At 73.2% G+C, this 24,370-nt stretch carries 23 protein-coding genes and 1 pseudogene; 12 read left to right on the plus strand and 12 right to left on the minus strand.

Features of this window, described 5'->3' with window-relative positions; genetic code table 11:
• The first annotated feature begins 7 nt into the window (after window positions 1-7).
• The 3 genes from DV20_RS06605 (at window position 8) to DV20_RS06615 (ending at window position 2,244) form a co-directional block, all read left to right on the plus strand.
• Window positions 8-205, plus strand: coding sequence for an MbtH family protein (locus DV20_RS06605; RefSeq protein WP_043777379.1), 198 nt, complete (start codon window positions 8-10; stop codon window positions 203-205).
• Between the two features lie 147 nt (window positions 206-352).
• Window positions 353-1,135, plus strand: a complete 783-nt coding sequence (locus DV20_RS06610) for a hypothetical protein (protein ID WP_043777309.1) — start codon at window positions 353-355, stop codon at window positions 1,133-1,135.
• 338 nt (window positions 1,136-1,473) lie between these two features.
• Window positions 1,474-2,244 carry a sugar phosphate isomerase/epimerase family protein gene (locus tag DV20_RS06615; RefSeq protein WP_043777312.1) on the plus strand — a complete coding sequence of 257 codons (771 nt, stop codon included), beginning with the start codon at window positions 1,474-1,476 and terminating at the stop codon, window positions 2,242-2,244.
• 41 nt (window positions 2,245-2,285) lie between these two features.
• Here the strand turns inward: DV20_RS06615 and DV20_RS06620 are convergent, their stop codons facing one another.
• Window positions 2,286-2,957, minus strand: coding sequence for a lytic polysaccharide monooxygenase auxiliary activity family 9 protein (locus DV20_RS06620; protein ID WP_051735814.1), 672 nt, complete (start codon window positions 2,955-2,957; stop codon window positions 2,286-2,288).
• Window positions 2,958-3,342: 385 nt separating this feature from the next.
• Between DV20_RS06620 and DV20_RS06625 the strand changes: the two genes are divergently transcribed.
• Window positions 3,343-3,609 (plus strand): hypothetical protein, encoded by a 267-nt coding sequence (locus tag DV20_RS06625; protein WP_043777314.1) that lies wholly within the window; start codon window positions 3,343-3,345, stop codon window positions 3,607-3,609.
• Window positions 3,610-3,858: 249 nt separating this feature from the next.
• Here the strand turns inward: DV20_RS06625 and DV20_RS06630 are convergent, their stop codons facing one another.
• From DV20_RS06630 to DV20_RS06650, 5 genes are all read right to left on the minus strand, one after another.
• Window positions 3,859-4,665, minus strand: a complete 807-nt coding sequence (locus DV20_RS06630; RefSeq protein WP_043777385.1) for an MBL fold metallo-hydrolase — start codon at window positions 4,663-4,665, stop codon at window positions 3,859-3,861.
• A gap of 65 nt (window positions 4,666-4,730) precedes the next feature.
• Window positions 4,731-5,342 carry a DUF3618 domain-containing protein gene (locus tag DV20_RS06635; RefSeq protein WP_043777315.1) on the minus strand — a complete coding sequence of 204 codons (612 nt, stop codon included), beginning with the start codon at window positions 5,340-5,342 and terminating at the stop codon, window positions 4,731-4,733.
• Complete coding sequence (locus DV20_RS06640) at window positions 5,339-5,767, minus strand: phage holin family protein (RefSeq protein ID WP_043777318.1); 429 nt, start codon at window positions 5,765-5,767, stop codon at window positions 5,339-5,341. Before DV20_RS06640 ends, DV20_RS06635 begins: the two co-directional genes overlap by 4 nt.
• Window positions 5,767-6,570, minus strand: a complete 804-nt coding sequence (locus DV20_RS06645; RefSeq protein ID WP_235190723.1) for a hypothetical protein — start codon at window positions 6,568-6,570, stop codon at window positions 5,767-5,769. The genes DV20_RS06640 and DV20_RS06645 overlap by 1 nt, the downstream gene beginning before the upstream one ends.
• A 184-nt stretch (window positions 6,571-6,754) precedes the next feature.
• A complete protein-coding gene (locus DV20_RS06650; protein ID WP_043777320.1) occupies window positions 6,755-7,219 on the minus strand; it encodes an SRPBCC family protein in 465 nt (154 codons plus the stop codon).
• Window positions 7,220-7,330: 111 nt separating this feature from the next.
• Here DV20_RS06650 and DV20_RS06655 point away from each other — a divergent pair, with 111 nt between their 5' ends.
• The 3 genes from DV20_RS06655 to DV20_RS06665 are packed head-to-tail and all read left to right on the plus strand — an operon-like array spanning window position 7,331 to window position 9,290.
• On the plus strand, window positions 7,331-7,711 hold the full coding sequence (locus DV20_RS06655; RefSeq protein ID WP_043777322.1) for an STAS domain-containing protein: 381 nt from the start codon (window positions 7,331-7,333) through the stop codon (window positions 7,709-7,711).
• Between the two features lie 41 nt (window positions 7,712-7,752).
• On the plus strand, window positions 7,753-8,562 hold the full coding sequence (locus DV20_RS06660; protein WP_043777325.1) for a nucleotidyltransferase family protein: 810 nt from the start codon (window positions 7,753-7,755) through the stop codon (window positions 8,560-8,562).
• Window positions 8,559-9,290: a metallophosphoesterase family protein gene (locus DV20_RS06665; protein WP_043777328.1), complete on the plus strand. Its 732-nt coding sequence runs from the start codon at window positions 8,559-8,561 to the stop codon at window positions 9,288-9,290. Before DV20_RS06660 ends, DV20_RS06665 begins: the two co-directional genes overlap by 4 nt.
• A gap of 70 nt (window positions 9,291-9,360) precedes the next feature.
• On the opposite strand, the gene DV20_RS06670 is transcribed toward DV20_RS06665, so the two are convergent.
• The 3 genes from DV20_RS06670 to DV20_RS06680 form a co-directional block, all read right to left on the minus strand.
• On the minus strand, window positions 9,361-12,549 hold the full coding sequence (locus DV20_RS06670) for an AfsR/SARP family transcriptional regulator (protein ID WP_063607777.1): 3,189 nt from the start codon (window positions 12,547-12,549) through the stop codon (window positions 9,361-9,363).
• A 187-nt stretch (window positions 12,550-12,736) separates the two neighbouring features.
• Complete coding sequence (locus DV20_RS06675; RefSeq protein WP_043777333.1) at window positions 12,737-13,102, minus strand: hypothetical protein; 366 nt, start codon at window positions 13,100-13,102, stop codon at window positions 12,737-12,739.
• Window positions 13,103-13,339: 237 nt separating this feature from the next.
• Window positions 13,340-13,948: an SGNH/GDSL hydrolase family protein gene (locus DV20_RS06680; protein WP_235190724.1), complete on the minus strand. Its 609-nt coding sequence runs from the start codon at window positions 13,946-13,948 to the stop codon at window positions 13,340-13,342.
• A 55-nt stretch (window positions 13,949-14,003) separates the two neighbouring features.
• On the opposite strand from DV20_RS06680, the gene DV20_RS06685 reads away from it, so the two are divergent.
• The 4 genes from DV20_RS06685 to DV20_RS06700 all read left to right on the plus strand — a co-directional run bounded on the left by DV20_RS06685 (window position 14,004) and on the right by DV20_RS06700 (window position 17,512).
• Window positions 14,004-14,819, plus strand: a complete 816-nt coding sequence (locus tag DV20_RS06685) for an alpha/beta hydrolase (RefSeq protein ID WP_200876360.1) — start codon at window positions 14,004-14,006, stop codon at window positions 14,817-14,819.
• 69 nt (window positions 14,820-14,888) lie between these two features.
• Window positions 14,889-15,893 (plus strand): quinone oxidoreductase family protein, encoded by a 1,005-nt coding sequence (locus DV20_RS06690; RefSeq protein ID WP_051735815.1) that lies wholly within the window; start codon window positions 14,889-14,891, stop codon window positions 15,891-15,893.
• A 99-nt stretch (window positions 15,894-15,992) separates the two neighbouring features.
• Window positions 15,993-16,745 carry an SDR family oxidoreductase gene (locus DV20_RS06695; RefSeq protein ID WP_043777335.1) on the plus strand — a complete coding sequence of 251 codons (753 nt, stop codon included), beginning with the start codon at window positions 15,993-15,995 and terminating at the stop codon, window positions 16,743-16,745.
• Window positions 16,742-17,512 carry an SDR family oxidoreductase gene (locus DV20_RS06700; protein WP_043777337.1) on the plus strand — a complete coding sequence of 257 codons (771 nt, stop codon included), beginning with the start codon at window positions 16,742-16,744 and terminating at the stop codon, window positions 17,510-17,512. Before DV20_RS06695 ends, DV20_RS06700 begins: the two co-directional genes overlap by 4 nt.
• A gap of 475 nt (window positions 17,513-17,987) precedes the next feature.
• On the opposite strand, the gene DV20_RS06705 is transcribed toward DV20_RS06700, so the two are convergent.
• Window positions 17,988-19,223: an HNH endonuclease signature motif containing protein gene (locus DV20_RS06705; RefSeq protein WP_043777338.1), complete on the minus strand. Its 1,236-nt coding sequence runs from the start codon at window positions 19,221-19,223 to the stop codon at window positions 17,988-17,990.
• 99 nt (window positions 19,224-19,322) lie between these two features.
• Window positions 19,323-20,128: pseudogene (locus DV20_RS47280) on the minus strand (enoyl-CoA hydratase-related protein).
• Between the two features lie 127 nt (window positions 20,129-20,255).
• On the opposite strand from DV20_RS47280, the gene DV20_RS06715 reads away from it, so the two are divergent.
• Window positions 20,256-23,330 (plus strand): glycoside hydrolase family 2 TIM barrel-domain containing protein, encoded by a 3,075-nt coding sequence (locus tag DV20_RS06715; protein WP_051735816.1) that lies wholly within the window; start codon window positions 20,256-20,258, stop codon window positions 23,328-23,330.
• 44 nt (window positions 23,331-23,374) lie between these two features.
• Here the strand turns inward: DV20_RS06715 and DV20_RS06720 are convergent, their stop codons facing one another.
• Entirely contained in the window at window positions 23,375-24,199 is an 825-nt protein-coding gene (locus tag DV20_RS06720) for a hypothetical protein (protein ID WP_043777340.1), read from the minus strand.
• Window positions 24,200-24,370: the final 171 nt, after the last annotated feature.

The following is a 24,370-nucleotide window of genomic DNA, read 5'->3' on the forward strand; positions in this document are numbered from 1 at the left end:
GAACCCGATGGACGACGAAACCACCTACCAGGTCCTGGTCAACGACGAGGAGCAGTACTCGCTCTGGCCGGCGGACAAGGAGGTACCGGCGGGCTGGCGCCCGGACGGCAAGCGCGGCACCCGCCAGGAGTGCATGGACCACGTGGACGAGGTGTGGACGGACATGCGCCCCCGCAGCCTCCGCGAACGCATGGCGGCCGAGTAGGCGGGGGGAGAACCGGCCCTGACCGGCGATAAACCCCTCGTCGGTGACGCCGACGGGTGGCCGAGGTTCCGGATGCGCCTTCTCTGGGTAGCCCAGTGGTGTGAGCTGAGCAGGTGACGCCTGCTGCGACGAGTGAGAGGTGATCACATGAGCCAGGGCGACGCCCCGGTCGGGCGATCGGTGAAGACGGCGGCGGCCGGCGTTCGGGATCTCGCCGCGGAGGCCGCGCGGGTGGGCGCGGCCGCGGCCGCGCGGGCGGTCGAAATCACCGACCGGAAGCTGGCCGAGGGCAAGGACGAACTCGCGAAGGTCGGCCGCGCGGCGACCAAGGACCTCGACAAGAGCACGCGGTCGTCGCGCCGTGACGTCCTGACGAACTCCGGCGCCGCCCGTGACGAGGTCCTGGCCCGCGCGGCGAAGCTGCGCGACCCGGGCCGCAAGGCGGCTCAGGCGGTGGCCACGGTGGTGAGCTCGGCGGGCGAGTCCGGCCGGCGCCGCCGCAAGACCGTGGCCACGGCGAAGCGCGACCTGGCGGTGGCGCTCCAGGAGGCCAAGAGCGTGGCCCGCGGCGAGCGCACCAAGCGCGCCCGCTGGCCGTGGCTGGTGGCCATGGGCGCGGTGGCCGCGGCGATCGTGGCGGTGGTCCAGATCCGCCGGCCGAACCCGCTGGCCGAGGCGGAGCAGAACGCCCCGGCGAAGCCGGCGGACAAGCCGACGGCGACCACGGCGACCACGGCGGAGGCCGTCAAGCCGACCCCGGCAGCGACGCCGACGCCGACCCCGGCCGTCACGCCGACGCCGGCCCCGAAGCCGACCCCGGCGACGGCGGCCAAGCCGGCGGCCGAGAAGCCCACCCAGCAGGCGGCCAAGGCCGCCGACGGCGCGAACGGCCGCGCCCCCGCGGGCCGCGGCCAGAACAAGGCTCACTGAGCCGGGAACCGATGCCCGCGCCCGAGGTGATCACGGGCGCGGGCATCGGCCTGCCCAAGTTGCGTGGGTCGTGCGCCGACGGGGTGAGGTCGCCGGCCGGCGGGCACACGGCCAGCTCGGGTGAAGAAGTCGAGGCTAGCGCCAGCGGGCACGCCCGGCGCCGCCCGCGGATGTGAAGGGCTCGTGCGCTCGCAAGACAAGGCCGCCAACCGGCGAGCACACCCAAGCCGCCGCCGATGGCGTGGCCAATGCCCCTGAACCCACGCGAGCTCCCGACCGGCGTGCCCACTCCCGCTGAAAGCGCTTACACTCGCCCCAGCCAAGCGGGAGGGGTGGCCATGGGGTGGCAGTTCGCCGTGAGCACGCTGGGCATGCCCGGCATCCCCATCCGCGAAGCCGCGCGCACCGCGCAAGCCCACCACTGCGCCGGCCTCGAACTGCGCGTGCACCCCGACGAAGAAGTCCACCAAGGACTGCCCGGCCCCGCCGTCGACGCCGTCCGGTCCTTGCTGCGCGACGAAGGCCTGGCCGTATCCTGCCTGGCCGGGTACGCGAAAGTCGCCGCTCCCGGGGCCGATCGGCCCGTCGTCGACGAACTCAAGGCCCTCATCGCCCTGGCTCACCGCATCGGCGCTCCGAACGTCCGGGTGTTCCCCGGTGGGGACGGAGACGCCCGCCCCCGCATCGCCGCCGTGCTCGACGACCTGCGGGAAGCCCGGGTGCGGCTGCTCGTCGAGACGCACGACTCGCACCCCACCGGGGCCGCGGCCCTCGGCCTCGTCGCCGGGTTCGGGGCGCCCGACCTGGCCGCCGTGCTGTGGGACGCCGTCCACCCGTGGCGGGCCGGCGAACAACCGGCCGACACCTTCGCCGTGCTCGGCCCCCACCTCGGCTACTTCCAGGTCAAGGACGTCGCCGGTGGACCGGATCCGACGCCCGTGCCGCCGGGGGAGGGGGCCGTTCCGCTCGGCGCGTGCGGTGAGCTGCTGCGGGAGTGGTCCGGCTGGGTGTCGCTCGAATGGGAAAAAGCCTGGTACCCCGGCATCCCGCCGGTCGAGGTGCCGTTGCGCGCGGCCGCGGCCTGGTTCGGCCGGTACGCGCCGGGGTAGCCACCGCGGGCCGCGGGGGAGCGCCCCGCGGCCCCGGCCGGTCAGCGTCCGGAGAAGTTCACGTCACTGCAGAAGTAGTACGACTGGTCGAGGTGGCTCGCCTGCCAGATGGTGTAGACGATGTGCCGCCCCGTCCGGGTGCCCGCGTTCACCGCGACCTGGTACTGCCCGGCGGGCGCGAGGCGGCCCGTCTGGGCGACCAGCTCGAGGTTGCCCCAGCCCAGCGGCTGGGTCGCCGGGTCGAAGCCCTGCTTGGTGACGTACACCAGCAGGTAGTCCGCGCCGTGGCGGGCCTGGTCGGTGATGGTGAGGGTGAACCGGTTGTCCTTGTTCGCCATCTGCCACGCGCCCACCGTGTCGAGGGCGTTGTACCGGGGCGCCTGCGTGCGGCCGCCGCTGCACAGCGTCCCGTCCGGGATCGCGCCCTGGTGGTTGCCCTTGACGCCTTCGCGGTAGAGCCCGTTCCAGTTCCACATCGCGTTCGGGTCGGCCTGCCAGGCCTGCCAGCACATCGGGTCCTTCGTCGCCATCGCCGGGTTCTGGAAGTCGCTGCCCCAGCGGTTCCAGCAGCCGTAGTTGCGCGAAGGCGGGTCGGTGGCGGAGCCGTGCGCGTCGGCGACGCCGCTGAGCACGCCGCCCAGCAGCACGGCGGTCACGGCCGTCACCACCAGGGAGAGCAGGGTCTTGCGGGGGCGGATCCGTCGGGGAACCACGCTGTCCTCCTTCGTCGGGGCCGGTCTTGGGAGCGCTCCCAAGGCCGCGCCGGACGACCATACGCGGCGGCCTCGCCGCTGACCACCGAAGCGATGTCCGGAACCGTTGCGGCGCAGTGGTTTCCGGTACGGAGCCGTACTGAACGGTTACTGAACGGCGGAAGGCGGCGAAGGCCGGACCGCCCGAACGGGCCCGGCCGGGGGGACACCCGGTGAGCGGGGAGCCCGCCGGCTGCTCCGCTCGGGTGCATCCGGAAAAATTCCCACCGGAGCCCCGGCCGGGAAGTCCTCAGAGGACTTGAAGCGATCTCCGTCCGGTGCTATAGGAATAAGAGCAGGACATGACCTGGTGACATCGCGAGACGATCCGGGGAGTGAAACGACGATGCCGGACAGGATCACCCGTGCGGCCGCCGCCGACGGGTTCGCCGAGCTGGTGCTGGCCGACCCCGCGTGGGTCCGGGCGGAGTTCGACGCGATCGTCGCCGCGAACTTCGGCCCGCCGCCACCACCGGCTCCCGCCGCCCGCCGCGGACGGCCGCGACCACCCGGGGCCGTCGGCGCGCCACGGCGGCGTCCCGGTGTCCGCCTGCTCGCCGCGAAGTGCCCGCGGCGGGAGAGAGCTCCTCCGCGGCTCCGGAAGGCGAAGTGAACGGACGGCGAAGTGAACGAACACGGGGAAAGGGGAGTGATGCCGTGACGGCTCCCGTGGTTTCCTCGGCGCCGGCGTGCGCTGCCTGCTCCGACACCGGCCGGTAGGACCGCTCCAGGCCCGGCCACCGCGCCTCCAGGCGCATCCCCGCGGCAGCGACGACGGCGTGCCGGGAGTCGTCGAGTTCGCGCAGGTTCACGGACAACGGTTTCGACACGCTGGTTCCGGTGCCGCCAGGCGGCACCGGGATCACAGCGACAGGAATTCGCCCCGCTGCAGCAGGTGCACCTTCGTCGGCGGACGGCGACGGCGGACTTCCTCCAGGAAGTTGGACACCGGCGAGTGGAACAGCCCGTAGTCGTCGAAGTGCACCGGGACCGCGCGCCGGGGCTCGAGCAGGTTCAGCAGGTCCACGCCGCCGCGGTGGTCGAGGGTGACCAGCACGCCGAACGCCCGCGTGCCGCCCAGGTGCACGACCGCGAGATCGAGGCCGGGGAAGTGCTCGCGGATGGTCCGGAGTTCGTCGTGCAGCACGGTGTCGCCGCTGAAGTAGATGCGCAGCGGCTCGGCCTCCGGCGTCGCGCGGTACTCCACGACGCTGCCCATGACCGGCGGGAGCAGCCGCCGGGCCGGGCCCGGGGCGTGCCGTGCGGGCACGGACGTCACCGCCAGCCGCGCCTCACCGTCCGAAAAGGACTCCGTCGTCCACGTCGGCAGCGGGAGCGGCGCGTGGAAACCCCGCCGCAGCAGGCGGGTGGCCGCGTGCTCGGTGGTGAGGATCGGGGTGTCGCGGGGCAGTTCACGGGCGGCGATCCGGTCGAAGTGGTCGCCGTGCAGGTGGGAAAGGACCACCGCGGTCAGGGGCGGCAGGTCCGCCGGCTGCAGCGCGGGTTCGGTGCGCCGCCGGGAGAACAGGCCCTGGCCGAAGTAGGACCATTGGCCGCGGTGCAGGAAGTTCGGGTCGGTCAGCAGGGTGAAGGGGCCCAGCCGGAGCACCGTGGTCGCGGTCCCCACGAACATCAGGGAGTCGCCGCCGGGCGGGTCGTACGCGGGCATCGGCATTCCTTTCCGGGCACGGGGCCGGGGCGCGGCCTGGCGGACCGCGCCCCGAACCGTGCGGCTCAGCTCTGAGACCGCACGTTTTCCCGCGCCTGCTGGGCGCGATCGGTGACGTCGCCGGTCGCGGACTGCGCTTCGTCCTTGACCGTGGACGCCGCGTCGGCGGCTTCCGACTTCACCGACTCGGCCGCCTGCTGCACGGGCTCGCGCAGGTTCTCCTTCAGTTCCTCGGCCGCGTGCTGGGCCACCGGGGCCACGTGCTCGCGGGCGAGGTCGGTGGCCTGCCCGGCGAGCCGGCGCTCCGGCTCGCTCGCCGGCAGCAGGGACGACACGAGCCAGCCGGCGCCGAAGGCGATCAGGCCGGCGGCCAGCGGGTTGCCCTGCGTGCCGCGCTTGATCGACTGCGGGGCCTCGCTGACGGCGTCGGCGGCGGAGCTCATCTTGTCCTGGGCGTTCGACGCGACCGAGCCCACCTTGTCACCCGCCGTCGACGCGTGATCGGACGCGGTGCCCATGACGCGATCCCGCGCGTTGCCCACCGCCGTGCGCATCCGGCCGATGCGGCGTTCGACGATCCGGCCCGGGGTCACCTTCTCGGTGAGGGCGTTCACGTCGGTGCTGAGATTGCGTTGCGTGCCTTCGATTTCGCGGCGGATCCGCTCCGGCTCGGTCATGGTCGTTCGCCTTTCAGTGCGTCGGGGACCTGTTGCAGGGTCTCGACGGTGCGTTCGGGTTTCGGGTTGATCCGGCGGACCTCACGCCGCCCGGTCGCGTAGAGCACGGCGCCGGCGATCACCCACACGACCGCGACGATGAGGGCCGCCCAGCCCGCGTCCATCACGTTCGCCAAGCCCTGCCACAGGGCGATGGAGAGGAACAGCACGACCATGTAGCCGGCGAACCCGGCCCCGCCGAGCATGCCCGCGCCCTTCGCGGCCTTGCCCGCCTCGGCCTTCACTTCGGCCTTCGCCAGCTCCACTTCCTGCCGCACCAGGGTGGAGAGGTCCTTCATCACGTTGGACAGCAGCTCGCCGACCGAATTGTCGGCGACGTCGACGGGTTCCCCGGCGCGAGGCACGGGCCCGGGTGCCTGGGTCATCACGGCACCTGCCCCGGCGCGGAGAAGCGGGGGCTCGGCTGCGGAAGGGCGTCCGGCGCCTGGGGAGCGTTGTACCCGCCCGGAGCCCCGGCCGGACGGCTCGGCTGCGGCAGGCCTTCGGTGGGCTGGGGAGCGTTGTACCCGCCGGGGGCCGCGTAGCCCGGCTGCGGGATGCCCAGCTCAGGCGTCGCGTACCCGGCGTCGGGCTGCGGCACCGCCGGAGTCGCGGCCGGCCCGGCGTGCGGCTGCGGTGCGCCCGCGTGGCCGTTCGAGGAGCTTTCTTCCTTGTGCTGCGCGACAACGCCCCGGGTGAGCCGCCCGACGAGGGCCCCGGCGACGGCCGCGCCGACCAGGAACGTGCCGGGGCGGCGGCGGGCGAAGCGCCGCACCTCGTCCAGGAGGTCACCGGGTTCGCGGTGCTCGAGCCAGTCGGCGACCGTGCGCGTCCGGTCGGACACCTGGCGCGCGACGTCGCCGGCGAGGCCGGGGGAGTCGGTCTGCTCCGCCATCCGCTCCAGCTGACCGGCCAGCTGGTGGAGGCTTTCGGCCGCCTTCCGCTGGCCGTCCCGCGCCTGCGACTGCAGCTGCTCCCGGCCCTCGCGGAGCAGGTCGCGGGCTTCCTGCTGGGCGTGCGCCGCCACGTGCTTCGCTTGGTCCGCCGCCGTTTGCGCGACTTCACCACCCCGGTCGGCGGCGGTCGAGGCCACCTCGCGGGCTTCGTCCTTGGCGGTTTCCGGCTTCGACGGCGATCCGCTGCCGTACTGCTGCTGCGGCGGTGACTGACCGCCGGGTCCCTGCGTCATCTCGACCTCCTGCGGGAGAGGCACTTCCGCGCCTTCGTGGTGCCGATGGATCCATCGGCCTGGTAGGGCGGCTGGCTACCCGGGTGGCCGGGGGATAAACCGGTGCCCGGCCGAGGTGCCACCCCGGGAACGCGACCGCCCCCGCCGTCGGAGGCACGGCGGGGGCGGTCGCGGCAACGGGTCGTCAGCTCCCCGGACGGGCGACGTCGCCGCGCCAGGCGCCGGTCTCGTGGCCGCCGCGTTCCTCGATGAAGGTCTTGAAGCGGCCGAGGTCGCCCTTGACGCGGCGGTCGAGGATGCCGAGCTTGTCGGCGACGTTCTCGACGAAGCCGTCCGGGTCGATGTCGAGCTGGGCGGTGACCCGGGTGTGCCGGTCGTCGAGGCGGTGGAACGTCACGACACCCGCGTGGTTCGGGCCGGAGTCGGACTTCCAGGCGACGCGCTCGTCCGGGTGCTGCTCGGTGATCGTCGCGTCGAACTCCCGGGTCTGCCCGCCGACGCTGATCTTCCAGTGGGTGTGCGTGTCGTCGAGCTGCCGGATCTCGTCGACGCCCTCCATGAACTGCGGGAAGGACTCGAACTGCGTCCACTGGTTGTAGGCGGTGGTCACGTCGGTCTCGACGTCGACGGACTCGGTGACGGTGCTCATCAGAAGCCGTTCCTTTCTTCGGTCGGGATCGTCCCGCATCGATTACCCCGGCAAATCGATGACAAAACGATGCAACCCCTCTAGGGTCTACAGCGACGGAAGGGAGCACCCGTGACCGATGCAGGGACGCCCGCGCTGACGGTGCAGGTCCGCACCGTGCCCGAAGCCGTCGTCGTCGCGGCGGCCGGCGACCTGGACCTCGACACCGCGCCCGTGCTGCGCGCGCGGGCCAGGGCCGCGCTGACCGGCCGGCCGGGCGCGCTCATCGTGGACCTGGGCGCGATCACCTTCTGCGGCTCGGCGGGGCTGCAGGTCATCGCCGAGCTCGTCGCCGAGTCCACGGCCACCGAGCTGCCGTTCGCGGTCGTCACCGACCAGCGCCCGGTGTTGCGCGCGCTGCGGCTCACCCGGCTGGACACCACGCTCGCGCTGCACCCCACGGTGGACGGCGCCCGCGCGTGGCTCCGGCGGCGGCCCGCGGCACCGGGGTGACGGCGGGTTAGGGCCGGCCCGGTCGCGGGTAATCCCCCGCCATGGAAGCGGAGGCGCTACTGCAGAGCCTGACCCGCGTCGTGACCGAGCTGGACGGCACGGGCATCCGGTTCGCCGTCGCCGGCGGCCTGGCCGTGTATGCCCGGGGCGGACCACCGTCGGACCACGACGTCGACCTGTTCCTCAAACCCGGCGACGCGGAGCGGGCCGCGGAGGTGCTCACCGCCGCGGGCCTGCGTCGCGTGCACCCGCCGGAAGACTGGCTGACGAAGGTCTACGACGGCGACATCCTCGTGGACCTCATCCACGGCCCCAACCACCGCCCGGTCACCGACGAACTCCTCGACCGGGCCGCGCTGATGCGGATCGGGTCCACCGCGGCGCCGGTCGTCTCCGGCACCGACCTGCTCGTGGACAAGCTGCTCGTGCTCAGCGCGCACCGGTGCGACTTCGCGCCGCTGCTGCGGATCGCCCGCGACCTGCGCGAGCAGGTCGACTGGACCGACGTCGCCGTGCAGGTGTCGGCGTCCCCGTACGCCCGGGCGTTCCTGGCGCTGCTCGGCGACCTGGCCGTGATCGACCCGAAGGAGGCACTCGTGCCCGAACCACCGCAGTACCTCGTCGCCCGGCTCAGCCGGGCACTGGCCGAAGACCCCCGGACCGCCGAGCTCGGCGTGCACGTGACCGTGCGGGGCGAGCACGTCCACCTGACCGGCGAAGTCACCTGTCCCGCGCGCAAGGCGGAGGTGGACGCCGTCGTCGGCGAATACCTGACCGGGGAGCTGGTGCACAACGACGTCCGGGTCGCCGACGTCCGTGAACCGGCGAGCGCGGAGGAGATCGGCCGATGAGGATCGCCGCGGTCGGGGACGTGCACCTGGGCGAGGACTCCCGCGGCCTGCTCCGGCCCGCCCTGGACCACCTCGCGGGCACCGCCGACGTCCTGCTGCTGGCCGGGGACCTGACCCGGCACGGGACCATCGAGGAAGCCCGCGTGGTGGCCGACGAGCTCGCCGGCCTCGGCGTGCCGATCGCCGCGGTCCTCGGCAACCACGACCACCACAGCGACTCCGGCGAGATGATTTCGAACCTGCTCCGGGAGACGGGTGTCGACGTGCTGGAAGGCGACGCGGTCCGGTACGACCTGCCGGACGGCTCCCTCGGCGTCGCGGGGGTCAAGGGCTTCGGCGGCGGGTTCGCCGGCAAGTGCGCCAGCCGGTTCGGCGAGCGCGAGATGAAGGACTTCGTCGAGACCACGATGGCGTCGGCGGATTCGTTGCGCAAAGCGTTGCAAACCCTCGACACGGACGTCGTCGTCGCGCTGACGCACTACGCGCCGATCCCCGGCACCCTGCACGGCGAGCCGCCCGAGATCCACCCGTTCCTCGGGTCGTACCTGCTGTGCGAGCCGATCGACGAGGCAGCGGCGGACCTCGCGCTGCACGGCCACGCCCACTTCGGCTCCGAGCAGGGCGTGACCCCCGGCGGCGTGCGCGTGCGGAACGTGGCGCAGCCGGTGATCCGCAAGGCCTACGCGCTCTACGAACTGCACCCGGCGGAGCTGTCCACGCACCGCTGACGAGTCCCCTCGTGAGGGGTGAGGCCGGTTAGAACCGGCCTCACCCCTCACGACCAGCTGCGGCAGAGGGTCAGCCGGCGGCCAGCAGGGTGCGTACTGCGGCCAGTACCGGGCGCTCGCCTGCCGCGGACAGGATCGCCTCGGCCGTGCGCCAGCACTCGCGGGCCGCGGCGGGGCCGGTCAGGCTCGATCGCGCCTGGCCGAGCACCACGAAGGCGTACGCCTGGCCCAGCCGGTGCCCGGTGGCCCGGAAGCCCGCGATCGCCCGCAGGGCCAGGGTTTCCGCGGTGCCCGGGTCGCCCGCGCCGACCGACGTCCACGCCAGGCTGGTCCGGGCCTGCTCGGCCAGCAGGCGGAACCCGCCCTCTTCGGCGTCACGCAACGCGGTTGTGGCGTGCGTGACCGCGCCGTCGGTATCCACAGTGGACAGACCGATCAGGGTGGCGATCCGGCCGCGCAGGTAGCCGATCTTCTCCGCCAGCCGGTGGGCTTCGGCGTACTCCGCCAGCGCCGCGGCCGGCTCGCCCGCTTGGCGGTGGAGGTCGCCGAGCGCGCCGAGCGCGTCCACCTCGAACCGCTGGTTGCCCGCCTCGCGGGCCACTGTCACCGCCCGCCGCGCCGCGGGCCACGCCCGCTCGAGGTCGCCGGTCACCCGGTGGACCGCGGCCAGCCGGACCAGCGCGTCGGCCTCGTCGTCGCGCGAACCGAGCTCCCGCAACGCTTCCAGCGCCTCGGTCAGCACGGCCCCGGCGCGGGCGAGGTCGCCCGACACGCGGTAGCCGTAGCCGAGGTTGCACTGCGCGATCGCCGCCGCGTGCGGTGAGCCGAGCCGGCGGCAGAGCTCGAGCGCGCGCTCGTTGTGCTCGATGCCGTCGGCGAGCCGACCGTGTTCGATGAGCACGGCACCCAGGTTGATCAGCCCGTTCGCCGCCCGGATCGACGCCCCGCTGCGCAGCGTGCCCGCCAGCGCCGCGGTGAAGTGCTCGATCGCCCGGTCGAGCCGGCCGAGGTCCAGGTGCACGACGCCGAGCGCGTGCAGGACCGAATCGGCGCCTTCGCGGGCTCCGGCGGCGCGGTAGGACGCCTGCGCGGCTTCGAGTTCCGCGAGCGCCGTCGCGTAGTCGCCGCGGCTCCAGGCCAGCGCGCCGAGGCTGTGCCGCATCGCGCCGGCCGCCCGCTCGTCCCCGGCCCGCCGCGCGGCGGCCAGCCCGGCGGTCGCCGCCGCCTGCCATTCGGCGTCGAGCCGGTGCGAGTGGTAGAAGCCGCGCAGCAGGTCGGCCGCCCGCCAGGCGAACGGCCCCTGCTCCCGCCCGGCGGTCCACCGGATCGCGGCGAGCACGTTGCCGTGCTCGGCCAGCAGCCACCGGCGGGCTTCGGCCGGTTCGACGGCTTCGCCGCCCTCGGGCGCGTCGGGCAGCCGTTGCAGGTCCGGGTAGAGGGCGGTCGCCGCGCCGGCCGCGGCCCGCAGGTAGTACCCGAAGAGCCGGTCGAGAGCGGCCGCCCGCTCGGCGGCCGGGAGCTCGTCGCGGGCCCGCCCGGCGGCGTACGCGCGGAGCAGGTCGTGCAGGCCGAACCGGTCACCGCCGCGGGGCTGCACCAGGTGGCTCGCGGCCAGTTCCCACAGCAGCCGGCCGGCCTGCGGCTCCGCCACTCCGGCCAGTGCCGCCGCGCCCGCCACGCCGACGTCGGCGCCGGGCACCAGCCCGAGCAGGCGGAAGAACCGGGCCGCCGCCGGGGAAACGGCGTCGAAGGACAGGTCGAAGGCCCGCCGGACGCCGAGCTGCTCGAGGTCGGGCCCGGCCAGTTCGGCGAGGTAGCCGCGCAGCGACCGGTCCGGCCAGAGCGAGAGGTTCGCCGCGACGATCCGCAGGGCCAGCGGCAGCCCGGCGCACAGCCGCACCAGCTCGCGCGCCGAGTCCTCCTCGGCCGCGACACGCTCGTCCCCGACGACCGAGGCCAGCAGGGCGAGGGAGTCGTCCGGCGGCAGCTCGGTCAGTTCCACCAGCCGGGTGTCCACGGTGGCGGCCAGGCCGCCGAGCCGGTCGCGGCTGGTGACCAGCACCGCGCAGCCCGGGCTCCCGGGCAGCAGCGCACGGACTTGGTCGGGCCCGGCCACGTTGTCCAGCACGATGAGCACCCGCCGGTCGGCGAGCACCGAGCGGTAGAGCGCGGCGGCGTCGGCGAGGTCGGTCGGCACCTGGCCGGGCCGGACGCCGAGCGCGTGCGAGAACCGGGTCAGCACCTCCAGCTGCGCGAGCGGCGGGACCGTCGAGTAGCCCTGGAGGTCGGCGAAGAGCTGGCCGTCCGGGAAGTGCCGCGCGGCGCGGTGCGCCCAGTGCACGGCCGCGGTCGTCTTGCCCACCCCGGCCGGCCCGACGAGCAGCGCGATCGGCGGGTTCGGGCCGGGGGCCCGGCCGGGGCCGACGGCCTCGTCCAAAGTGGACATGAACCCGGCCCGGCCGACGAGCGTGGCGACGTCGGGGGGCAGCTGCCGCGGCCGGAACTCCGGCTTCGCGACGGCGGGCGGTTCCTCGGGTGCCTCGTCGGCCAGGACGGCCCCGTGGGCGCGCCGCAGCCGCTCGCCGGGACCGACCCCCAGCTCATCGGTGAACATCCGGTGCACTTCGCGGTAGGTCTCCAGTGCGTCGGCGCGGCGGCCCGAACGGTGCAGGGCCTCCAGGTACAACGCCCAGAACGCTTCCCGCCACGGGTGCTGCCGGGTCACCCGCGCCAGCTCGCCGGTGATCTCGCCCGGCCGGCCGAGCTCGAGGCAGACCTCGAAGTAGCGCTCCTGCGCCCGCAGCCGCTCTTCGGTGGGCTGGTCGACGTCCTCCCGGCTCAGCACCTCGGCGGGGATGTCGGCGAGCACCGGCCCGCGCCAGCAGGCGAGCGCGGCGGCGAGCAGTTCGCGTTCGGCGTCCGGGCGCGACTCGGCCCGCGCGGCGGCGGTGAGCTCGCGGAACCGCAGCAGGTCGTGCCGGTCGGGCCGCACGCGCAGCAGGTAGCCGGTCGGCTGCGTCTCGACGACGCCTTCGCCGAGCGCCCGCCGCAGCCGGACCGCGTGCACCTGGAGGCTCTTGCGGGCGGTCTCCGGCGGGTCCTCGCCCCACAGCAGTTCGGTGAGCCGCTCGAGCGACACCGTCGTGTTCGGCCGCATCAGCAACGCCGCCAGCAGGGCCCGCACCTTGGGCCCGGTGACCGGAACGGGCTCGCCGTCCCGCAGCACCCGCAACGTCCCCAGCACCCCGAAACTGAGCACTTTCCCGCACCCCCCGCTGACCGGACGAACCGGTCATCCCGCCGTGAGGGTAGCGGAATCGGTCACTTCGGCGGGACGGGCCGCACCACCGGCGGAGGCAGCTCGGCGCACGGCCGTCTCCGGGGGAAACGCCGCGGCCGGGGTTCGGGGTCCCCGGCCGCGGTGGTCCCCCCGCTCTCGGTGGGTGTTACCAGCGGAGGCCGATGTTCGAGGTCGGGGCGCCCCCGGAGACGATGCCGTACAGCCACTGGGCGGACACGCCGGTGCAGATCCAGGACCGCGGCGGGTCCTCGGCGGCGAACCCGGAGCGGCAGATGGTGCCGCCGTTGTCCTGGCGGACGATCCACTCGGCCGGACCGCTGCCGTGCACGTCGGCGTCGACCGAGAGGGTGCCGCCCGGGAACCAGACCGGCGGGTCGATCTGGCAGGTGTTGATCTGGCACGTCCGCGAGACGCCGCCTTGCACGGTGGCCAGCGCGGCGGGTGCGGTCAGTGCGAGCGCACTGGCGGCGACCGCGCCCACGACGGCGGCGCGCCGGGTTGATCGGTACATGTCTGCCCTCTCTCCCTGGATCGGAAGGGGCGGGCGCTGCAGGCCCCCAGCCTGCAGCGCGCGTCGGCGACCGACGCGGGAAGAGCTCCCCCAGTACCCCCCTGGCTGCCAGGCGACCGGCACCCTCGACCGGCGAATCCCCCCGGCCGGTGAGCTCCGGACCCCCAGTCCCTCGCTCCGACCGCCTGACGGAGGCGATCTTGCCGGATGCCGGTTAAAGCCGGGCAAAACCCGGTTTCAGGCGGCCAGGTGCCTGGCCGCGTCGAGGACGTGGGGTGCCAGGCCGTCGGCGATCACGGCGTAGCCGGCCGAGGACGGGTGGAAGCGGTCGGCGGAGAACAGGGCCGGGTCGGCGGCGAAGCGGGCGGCGAGTTCGGGGCCGGCCGTGGCCACGGCACCCCCGGCCCGGATGGCGGCTTCGGTCTGGGCCTGCGCGTAGTGGCCGCTGGCCGCCGAGACCAGCTGCCGGTAGGGCCCCGGCACCCGCGCCACGATCCCCAGGTCGGGTGCCGGCACCACGATCACGCGGGCGCCGGCGCGGACCAGCCGCGTCACGGCGTCCTGCAGCTGCCGCGCACCGACGGCGGGGGCGACGAACCCGGCGAGGTCGTTCGCGCCGATCACGATCAGGGCCAGGTCCACGCCCTCGCCGAGGGCGACGCCGACCTGGCGTTCGAGGTCGGCCGAGCGGGCCCCGGGCACGCCGAAGTTCCGCAGGTGCACGGGGTGGCCGGCGTCGCGCAGCCGGCGGGCGAGCCGGCGGCCGAGCGTGTCGTCCTCGCGGCTGCTGCCGACGCCGGCCGCCAGGGAGTCGCCGAGGACGCAGAATCGGAGTGGGGAAGTCATCACCGGGTACAACGTGGCCAGGTCGCCGTTGTTTCCCGTGGGGCTGGAGGTCACGTTGACCAAGACGGTGCTCGTGCGCGTGGTCCTGGTGGCCGTCGTGCTCGTCGTGCTGCTGCTCGCCGCCTTCTGGGCGGTTCAGCGCCGGCTGATCTACCTCCCGGACCCGGCGCCGGTGCCCGCCGCCGCGAGCGTGCTGCCCGGCGCCGAGGACGTCCGCCTCCGCACCGCCGACGGGCTGGACCTCGGCGCCTGGTACCTGCGTCCGGCGGGCCGGGACCCGGCGGCGACGGTGCTGGTGGCGGGCGGCAACGGCGGCAACCGGGCGGGGCGCGCGCCGCTGGCCGCGAAGCTCGCGCAGGCGGGGCTGGCCGTGCTGCTGCTCGACTACCGCGGGTACGGCGGCAATCCGGGCGACCCCAGCGAAGAGGGCCTGGCCCTCGACGTCCGCGCCGCCCACCGCTACCTGACCGAGGAGCGGCGGGTGCCGCCCGGGCGGCTCCTCTACTTCGGCGAAAGCCTCGGCTCCGCCGTGGTGACGGAGCTGGCCCTCGAACACCCGCCGGCCGGGCTGCTGCTGCGGTCCCCGTTCGTGGACCTGGCGTCAGTCGGCGCCGAGATCTACCCCTACCTGCCGGTGCGCCTGCTGCTGCGTGACCGCTTCCCGGTCAAGGAGCAGGCCGCGCGCCTGCGTGTGCCGTCGGTGGTGGTCGTGGGCGGGCGGGACTCGATCGTCCCGCCGTCCCAGAGCCGCGAGGTGGCGGCCGCGGCCTCGGCCCGGCTGGTCGAGATCCCCGGCGCCGACCACAACGACCCGGTGCTGCTCGACGGCCCGGAGCTGGTCGAGGCGGTGCGGTCGCTGGTGCCGCGCTGAACCAGGTCCTGGCGGACCCAGGCTGGGCCGGACCTGGTCCGGTCCTTCCGGGCGCCGCAGGATCGTGGCATGACGAACAGCATGAAGGCGGTCACCATCCCCGAGTTCGGCCCGGCCGAGGTCCTGCGGCTCGACGCCGTGGCGGTCCCGGAGCCCGGTCCGGGCGAGGTCTCGATCGACGTCGCCTACGCCGGCGCCAACTTCGCCGAGGTCCTCTACCGGCAGGGGGTCGTGGACGTCCCGCTGCCCTTCGTCCCCGGCATCGAGGTGTCCGGCCGGATCCGTGCGCTGGGCGAAGGCGTTTCGGGCCTGGCGGTGGGGGAGCCGGTCGCGGCGCTGACGATCGTGGCGAGCGGGGGCTACGCCGAGGTCGTGACCACGTCCGCCGACCTGGTCGCACCGCTGGCCGGGACGGGACTGGAGGTGGCGGCGGCGGTGCCGTCCAACAGCACGACCGCGTTCCTGGTGCTCGAGCGGGTGGCCCGGCTCGCCCCGGGCGAGCGCGTCCTGGTGCACGCCGCCGCCGGCGGGGCCGGCAGCCAGCTGGGCCAGGTCGCCCGGCTGCTCGGAGCGGGCCGGGTGGTCGGCACGGTCGGGAGCGAAGCGAAGATCGCCGCCGCGAAGGCGTTCGGCTACGACGAGGTCGTCCTGCGCGACGAGGTCGCGGGCACCGGCGAGTTCGACGTCGTGGTGGACATGGTCGGCGGACCGGCGCGCCGCGCGAGCCTGGACCGGCTGGCGCCGATGGGCCGCCTGGTGGTGATGGGCAACGCCTCGGGCGCCGAGGACGTCGGCATCCCGGCCAACGAGCTGTGGTTCACCAACAAGACGGTGTCGGGGTTCAACCTCGCCGCGTTCGCCGCGGTGGCCCCGGAAACCGTGGGCCCGGCGTTGCGCCGGGCGGTGACGGCCGTCGCGGACGGAACTCTGCGCGTCGACGTCGAATCCCTGCCCCTGGCGGACGCGGCGACCGCGCACCGCCGCATCGAATCCGGGTCGACGACCGGCAAGCTGGTGCTGCGCGTGCGGCCGCCACGAGAGGGCGAAGGTCACGGTCGGGGCCGTGGGGTGTGACGTGTGTCCGGCTTGAGACCGTGGCCGCATCGCGCATAATGGCCACTGACCGACTGCTTGGTATGTGCCGGGCACCACAGCCGAAGGAGACACCCTGCCGTGAACTCGTTCAAGGATCGCGTCGCGATCGTCACCGGGGCCAGCCGGGGCATCGGCCTCGGGATCGCGAAGACGCTCGTCGAGCGCGGCGCCAAGGTCTGCCTCACCGCGCGCAAGCCGGAGGCTCTGGAAGAGGCCGTCAACTCCCTCGGCGGCCCCGACGTCGCCATGTTCGTGGCGGGCAAGGCCGACGACACCGACCACCAGGACGAGACGGTCGCCAAGACGATCGAGACCTTCGGCAGGCTCGACTACCTGGTCAACAACACCGGCATCAACCCCGTCTACGGGCCCACCCTGGACATCGACCCGGCCGCCGCGGCGAAGATCCTCGGCGTCAACGTGCTCGCGCCGCTGGGCTGGACCAAGCGCGCCCGCGACGCGTGGATGGGCGAGCACGGCGGCGCCGTCGTGAACGTCGCTTCCGTCGCCGGTCTCGGCGCTTCGCCGGGCATCGGCATGTACGGCGTCAGCAAGGCCGCCCTGATCCGGCTGACCGTCGAGCTCGGCGCCGAGCTGGGCCCGAAGATCCGCGTCAACGCCGTCGCGCCGGCCGTGGTCAAGACGAAGTTCGCGACCGCGCTGTACGAGGGCCGCGAAGAGGAGGTCGCCGCGGCGTACCCGATGAAGCGGCTCGGCGTGCCGTCCGACATCGCGGGCGCGGTGGCGTTCCTGCTGTCCGACGACGCGGGCTGGATCACCGGCCAGACCGTGGTCCTCGACGGCGGCGTGACCCTCGGCGGTGGCCTGTGACCGGCGTTGTCGTCACCGGAGGCGGCGGTGGCATCGGAGCCGTGCTGGCCCGCCGGTTCGCGGCCGAGGGCGCTGACGTCGTCGTGGCCGACCTCGACGGCGAAAAGGCCGCGGAGGTGGCCGCCGAAGTCGGCGGGACGGCGTTCGCCGGCGATGTCGCGAGCCTCGAAGGCGTCACGAAGCTGATCGAGAGCGCCCGCTCGGCCCTGGGCGAGATCGACATCTTCTGCGCGAACGCGGGCATCGCCCCGTTCGGCGGCGCGGAAAGCGGCGAGGAGGTGTGGGCCCGCACCTGGGACGTCAACGTGATGGCCCACGTCCGCGCGGCGAACCTGCTGCTCCCGGCGTGGCTCGAGCGCGGCAAGGGACACTTCATCGCGACGGTGTCCGCGGCGGGCCTGCTGACCAGCCTCGGATCGGCACCGTACTCGGTGACCAAGCACGGCGCGCTGGCGTTCGCGGAGTGGCTGTCGGCGACCTACCGCCACCGCGGCATCACGGTGCAGGCGATCTGCCCGCAGGGCGTGCGCACGGCGATGCTGGAGAGCACCGGCACGGCTGGCCAGCTGCTGATGGGAGCGTCGGCGATCGAGCCGGAGCAGGTGGCGGACGCACTGTTCGCGGCGATCGAGGAGAAGCGCTTCCTGGTCCTGCCCCACCCGGAGGTCGCGGGGTATTACGCGGCCCGCGCGACCGAGACCGACCGCTGGCTCGGCGGGATGAACAAGCTGCAGCGCAAGGTCGAAGAGGCCGTCGGAGAGCTGTGACCCGGCGGCCCGGGGTTCGCCCGGCGGCCGGTGGCCCGGGCGGCTTCGACGAGATCGGGCGGACGGGTTTCGCCGCTGGTGAAGCCGCGTGGGTACACGAACCTCTCCGGCGGTCGGGGCGGCGCGGTTCTCTGGCCTGCATCGTGATCGGAGCGGCCCGGCCGATCCACGCGGAGAGGCCGGCCAAGGAGCTCGGGAAGCGGTGGACGGATCGCGGAGCCCGATGCGGCGGCTTTCTCGCTGATCGAGCGTTCTGGTGATACCCGGTATCCCCATGGGCTGGTCCTGTCCATTTCGGACGGAGCTTGGCGGACAGCACGGTTTCCTCGATCGGCGACACGAGACCGTCGGCCCGCCGGGCGTCCGGTCGAGTGGAGTCTGCGGTGGAAAGTCGACTTGTTGCCTGCCGGGCGGAAGAGGCAAGGTCGCGTGGGTGTAGGCCCGTAGCCGTGTGGCTGCGGGCCTTCCCCCGTGTTCAGGCTGCGAATGGCAGCGGTTCGTGGAGGTTGTTGCGCCGAGGTTTTCGGCGTCTGTCGATGAACACCGGTGGCAGGAACTCCGGGAGGCCATCGGCGGCGATGCGGACTTCCCACCCGGAGCGGTGCAGCAGCCGATGGTGGTGGGCACACATCAATACCAGGTTGCCCAGATCCGTGGGGCCGCCATCGGCCCAGTGCCGGATGTGGTGGCCTTGGCAGTGCCGGGGTGGACGATGACAGCCAGGGAAGGCGCAGCCACGGTCGCGGAGGAACAACGCTCGGCGGAGTCCGGCGGAAATCAGGCGGCGAAGCCGGCCGAGGTTGAGGGGTTCGCTTTTGTCGCCCAGGACCGCGGGGATGATCATGGCGTCGCAGGCATGAACCCGCGCTTCGGCCGCGGACATCTCCCCGGTGTCGCCGAGGGTGGCTTTGCCAACCCCAGACTTCAGGTCCTGCAGGGAGACGGCGACCATGACGTGGGCGCGTTCCCCGGCCTGGATCGGCAGGTCCGGTGAGTTGAGCGCCAGGTCCATCGCGTCGGAGAACGCGTCCCCGTAGCGCTGCGGCAGGGTGCGGTGGTCGGGGCCATCATCGCTGCTGCGGCGTTCAGCCAGCGCATCCAACAGGGCGCTGGCCCGGGTGCCGGTCTCATCGTCGAACCGGCCGTTCAGCTCCCACACCCCGGATCTTTTCCGGCGCAGGAACAACTCCCGGGGTGGGATCACCGGCTCGGTGTCGTCGGGCTCCGCGCCATCGGGGGCGAGGTGGGCGAGGATGCGGGCGCCGAGGGCGGCGACCTGCTTGTGTCCGGCTTCGGCGGCGAAGGTGAGCAGGTGGGTTTCGGCGCTGTCGCGGTGCTCGCAGGGCACCTCAGCGAGAACTCCGGTGATCACGTCGATCATCGGGTTGCTCAACCGTCCCGCGCGGGCGGCGGCACCGGTAGCGGGGGCCAACGCGGGAATCGGGGTGCCGTCGAGGTTACGGCCGGGGTTGAGCAGGCGGGCACGTCGCACGAGCCGTTCAGCCGCGGGCTTGGGGACATCGCCGAGGTGCTCCAGCAACCGTGCGGCGGAACGGTAGCCGAACAGCTCCATGACTCCGCGCTGTTCGATTTCGACAAGCAGGGCACCGAGTTCCGCCTCGGCAGACCGCATGCAGGCAAGCAACTCCCCGATGCGGTCGGCAAGAGCGACCGCCTCGGCGGAGGAGGGGTGGGCTGCGGTGCTGGTCATGCCTCCAAGCTACCGACCATCGAACACCAGTTCACCACTCGAAAGGGTACGAATCCCACCCCCTGTCCGCACCCCAGAACACCAAAGCCCAGCACCAGCTCATCGGCGGCCAGGAAACCGTGGTGGCCGGCGCTCCTTCCAGCTCGCCAGCCCCTCCGCCAGCTCCGGACGGCCGAACGACTCGATCATCAACGCCGTCGCCGAGCGGGCGGCCTCGAAAAGCGGCACCGAAGGCTCCTGCGCGAGCTGGGTCTTCATCACCGCCATCGAGCGGGGTGCGCTGTACGTCGCCAGCTCCGTCGCATACGCGTGTGTGCGCTCGATCAGCGATCCGGCCGGGACGACCTCCTGGACCAGGCCGTACTCCAGGGCCTGCTCCGCCGTGAACGTCCGCCCCGACAGCAGCAGGTCGCGGGCCCACCCCTGGCCGACGAGCTCCGGGAGCAGCTTCGCGATGCCGTACTCGGCGATCAGGCCGCGGCGGGCGAACGCCGTGGTGAACTTCGCGCCCGCCGCCGCGAAACGGACGTCCGCGAGCAGGCGATGACGAACCCCAGGCCGGCGCAGCCGCCGTTGATCGCCGCGATCACCGGGACGCCCACCGTGGCCGCCGCCAGGACGTCGTGGAAGTTGTCCTCGATCGGCGGGCGGGTGGCGATCTTGTCCAGCAGGCCCAGGTCGGCGCCCGGGCAGAAGGCCCTGCCCGCTCCCGTGACGACGACCGCGCGGATCCGCGGGTCGGCGTCCGCCTGTCGCAGCAGGGCGCCGTAGCGGGCCTGCATGGGGATGTCCATCGCGTTGCTCGAGCCCGGCTTGTCGAAGGTGCACGTCGCGACCGCGCCGTCCGCCTCGTACCGGACACCATCCACTGTGGACATCGCCGCCTCCTCGGGGTCGCCTTTCATACTAAGCGGTCGCTTCGCCGAAAGTCACGTGCGGGAGTTCGAAATTATCGAACTCTTTGATTGTCCGGAAACCTGTGTGCCATAGTGCTTTCCGCCCGCACATCGCCGCGCTGGAAGGGGCTGCCCGATGCCGGAAGAGGAACCGAGCGGTCTCCGCAGACGGGTCGTGCTGGGTGGGGTCGGCGCCGCCGTCGCCGTCACGGCCGTTACGCCGGTCGCCCGGGCCGCCGACGCGTTGACACAGCCGGTGCGGGGGCGGGAAAGCGATTTCACCGACGGCTGGCGGTTCGCACTGGCCAACCCCGACGGCGTCACCGATCCCGGTGGCCGCTTCGCCGACGCCCCGAAGCCCGGCTTCGACGACTCGAAGTGGCAGGTCGTCGACCTCCCGCACGACTGGAGCATCGAGCTCCCGCCGACCGGCAAGGGCACCAGCAGCGGTTCCGGCTTCTTCCGCGGCGGGCTCGGCTGGTACCGCAAGTCGTTCACGCTGCCGCCGTCGCTCGGCGGCAAGCGGGTGTCCGTGGAGTTCGACGGCGTCTATTCGGACGCCCACGTGTACCTGAACGGCGAGCTGCTCGGCAACCACCCGTACGCCTACACCGGGTTCGCCTTCGACCTCACCGGACGGCTGCACACCGACGGGCGGACGCCGAACGTCCTCGCCGTGCGCGCGGTGAACCCGCTGCCCAGCAGCCGCTGGTACTCCGGCAGCGGGATCTACCGCCGCGTGCGGCTGGTGGTCACCGAGCCGGTGCACGTCGCCCGGCACGGCACGTTCGTCACCACCCCGGACATCGCCGCCGGCCGGGGCACGGTCCGGGTGACCACGGACGTCGTCAACGACGCGAAGACCCCGGTGACGGCCGAGGTGCGCACCACCGTCTTCGACCCGGCGGGCCGCGTGGTGGCGAACGGCTCGACGAGCCTGCACCTGCCCGGCGAGCGGACGGCGACCGCGGTGACCGGCTTGCGGGTGGACAAGCCGCAGCTGTGGTCGATCGGCGCACCACGGCTGTACCGGCTGCGCACCGACGTCGTGGTGGCCGGGCGCGTGCTCGACACGACCACCGCGGACTTCGGCTTCCGCTACACCGAATTCCACCCTGACAACGGGTTTTCGCTCAACGGCGTGCCGATGAAGCTGCGCGGGGTCAACCTGCACTCCAGCCAGGGCGCGCTGGGCGCGGTGGTCGACCCGGCCGCGCTGGAGCACCAGATGCGGCTGATGCTCGCGATGGGCGTCAACGCGCTGCGGACCGCGCACAACCCGCCGGACCCGCAGCTGGTCACGGTCTGCGAACGGCTCGGGATCGTCATGATGGTCGAAGCGTTCGACTGCTGGCGGACCGGCAAGCTCGAATACGACTACCACCGCGACTTCGACGAGTGGAGCCGGCGCGACGTCGCGGAAATGGTGCACGCGGCCAAGAACTCGCCCGCGGTGGTGCTGTGGTCGATCGGCAACGAGGTGCCGGATGCCTCGATGGCGGGCGGCCCGGAGATCGCCGCGGGGCTGATCGCCGCGGTCCGGGCGATCGACAGCACCCGGCCGATCGTGATGGGCTCGGACCGCTACCGCGGGGTGCCCGCGCCGGGCTCGCCGCAGGACCTCATCATGAAGCAGCTCGACGGCCTCGGCGTCAACTACAACACCGCCCAGTCCATCGACGGGCTGCACAAGCAGTACCCGGACAAGTTCTTCTTCGAGTCCGAGTCGTCGTCGGAGACCTCGACGCGCGGGGTCTACCAGGACCCGGACCTGCTCAACACCGGCGAAAACCACACGCCGGGCAAGCGGGCGACGTCGTCCTACGACAACAACCTGGCTTCGTGGACGTTCAGCGGCGAATACTCGCTGAAGAAGGACCGCGACCGCAAGTTCTGCCAGGGCCAGTTCCTCTGGGCCGGACAGGACTACCTCGGCGAGCCGACGCCCTACGACGTCTTCCCGGTCAAGACGTCCTTCTTCGGCGCGATCGACAGCGCCGGCCTGCCCAAGGACGCCTTCCACCTGTTCCGCAGCCAGTGGACCACCGCGCCGATGGTGCACCTGACCCCGATGGACTGGACGAACCACCGGCCCGGCGAGCCCGTCGCGGTGTGGGTCTACTCCACTGTGGACACCGTCGAGCTGGTGCTGAACGGGAAGTCGCTGGGGACCAAGAGGTTCGACCGCAAGACCACGGTGGACGGGCGCCCGTACCTGGAGACGAGCGAGCCGGCCGGCGACGACAAGAACGACCCCTCCGGCAGCTACGTCAGCCCGAACGGCGGCACCGGCAAGCTCCACCTGACCTGGACCGTGCCCTTCGAGCCCGGCACCCTGACCGCGATCGCCCGGTCCGGCGGCCGCGAGGTGGCCCGCGACGAGCTCGTCACGGCCGGGCCGCCGCGCGCGATCAAGCTGAGCGTGAACACGGCTGGCAAGCCGGTGGTCGCCGGGGCGATGACGTTCGTGACGGCGTCGGTCGTGGACGCCCGCGGGGTCGTCGTCCCCGGCGACGGACCGGTGCTGCGGTTCGCCGTCGCCGGGCCCGGCCGGGTCGCCGGCGTGGACAACGGGCGGCAGGAACTCGCCCAGAGCTACCAGCAGCCGACGATCCCGGCGTTCAAGGGGCTGGCCGTCGCCGTCGTCGCGGCGACCGGCGGACGAGGGCCGATCACCGTGACGGCGAGCGCCCCGGGGCTGACACCGGGGAAGCTCACCCTGCCCGGCACGGCCCTCGGTCAGCGCAACGGCCCGGGAGCGCGCGCTGTCGAGGGGCCCGTGATCCCGGCGGTCTCGACCGCGGACGCGAGCTACTCGGGTGCCCCGGACACGCTGCCGGCCGCGATGCTGGACGGGAACCCGGCCACCGGCTGGTCGAACCACTACGTCAAACCGGCGACGGCGACGCTGACCGCGGTGAGCCGGCCGCGCGCCGGGGACTGGGTGTCCCTGGCCTGGCCGTCGGCCCAGCGGATCAGCGCCGTCACGGCGAACTTCGTCGTGGACGGGACGCTGACCCTGCCGGTCGCCGTCGAAGTCGCCTGTCGCACGGCGCGGGGCTTCGAGCCGGTGCGGAACCTGCGGATCACGTGGGGGACCGGCTCGAACGACCCGACGTCGTTCGCGTTCGATCCGGTCGTCACCACGGAGGTGCGGGTGACGATGACCGCGAAGGGTTTCCTGCGGATCAACGCGCTGCTGGCCCGGTGAGGCGCGGGTCCGGCGGGGCGCACCCCCCGCCGGACCCGGCGTGGTCACCGGCTACAGGGCGCGAGCGCGTCGAGGCCCTGCGGCTTGGCCGCGGTGCGGCCGATGGCGGTGGCGATCCGGTTGATCGTCGCCACGCGCTTGTCCTCGAGCGGGCCGAGGATGGCGTTCTGGACGAAGTTGGGGCCGCCCTGGCCGACGGTCGTCCGCAGGCGGTTGTCGGCTTCGGCGATCTGGGTGTTCAGCAGCTCGAGGTTGCGCTGGACCTCGGCCTGGGCCTGGGCGGGGATGGCCGGGAGCTTGCTCGCCACGTCGGGACAGCTGATCCGGCCCACCCCGGCGTTGCCCGTGTTCCCGGTGTTGCCGTTCTGTCCGCCGTTGCCCGTGCCCTGCGCCGGAGCCGGTGCCGGTGCCGGTGCGCCGGCCTGCCCGCCGACCGAGCACGTGGCCAGGCTGTCGAGGCCCTGCGGCTTCTCGGCCCGGCGCCCGATCGAGATCGCGATGCGGTCGATCGTCGACTTCCGCTTGTCCGCCAGGGGTCCGAGGATGGCGTTCTGGACGAAGTTGGGGCCGCCCTGGCCGACGGTCGTCCGCAGGCGGTTGTCGGCTTCGGCGATCTGGGTGTTCAGCAGCTCGAGGTTGCGCTGCACCTCGGCCTGGGCCTGGGCGGGGATGGCCGGCAGCCGGCTCGCCACGTCGGGGCAGCTGATCTGGCCGCCGGCCGCCTGACCGCCGGAGGCGGCGTTGGCGGCGTTGGGGTCGCCGACGGTCGTGGCGATGGCCAGCGCCCCGCCCGCGATCGCGAGGGCCAGGGCCCCGGTCGCGATCTTCGTCCGCCGGGACAGGCGGTGTCGTCCACCGGAAGCAGGCATGAATGACTCCGTTTTCGTGCGTGAGTTAGCGTGAACATATGGGCTGCTCCGCCGCGTTCGGGGGATACGGCGGAGTATTCGGATGGGGCGGACCAATCTGGTCGCCGACGCCATGGTGACCTCTGGAACAGGGATTTGTCCAGTGTGATCCGGCCGAAAAAGAAGATCTGA

It is taken from the genome of Amycolatopsis rifamycinica (assembly GCF_000695625.1).
Classification (GTDB): Bacteria; Actinomycetota; Actinomycetes; order Mycobacteriales; family Pseudonocardiaceae; genus Amycolatopsis; species Amycolatopsis rifamycinica.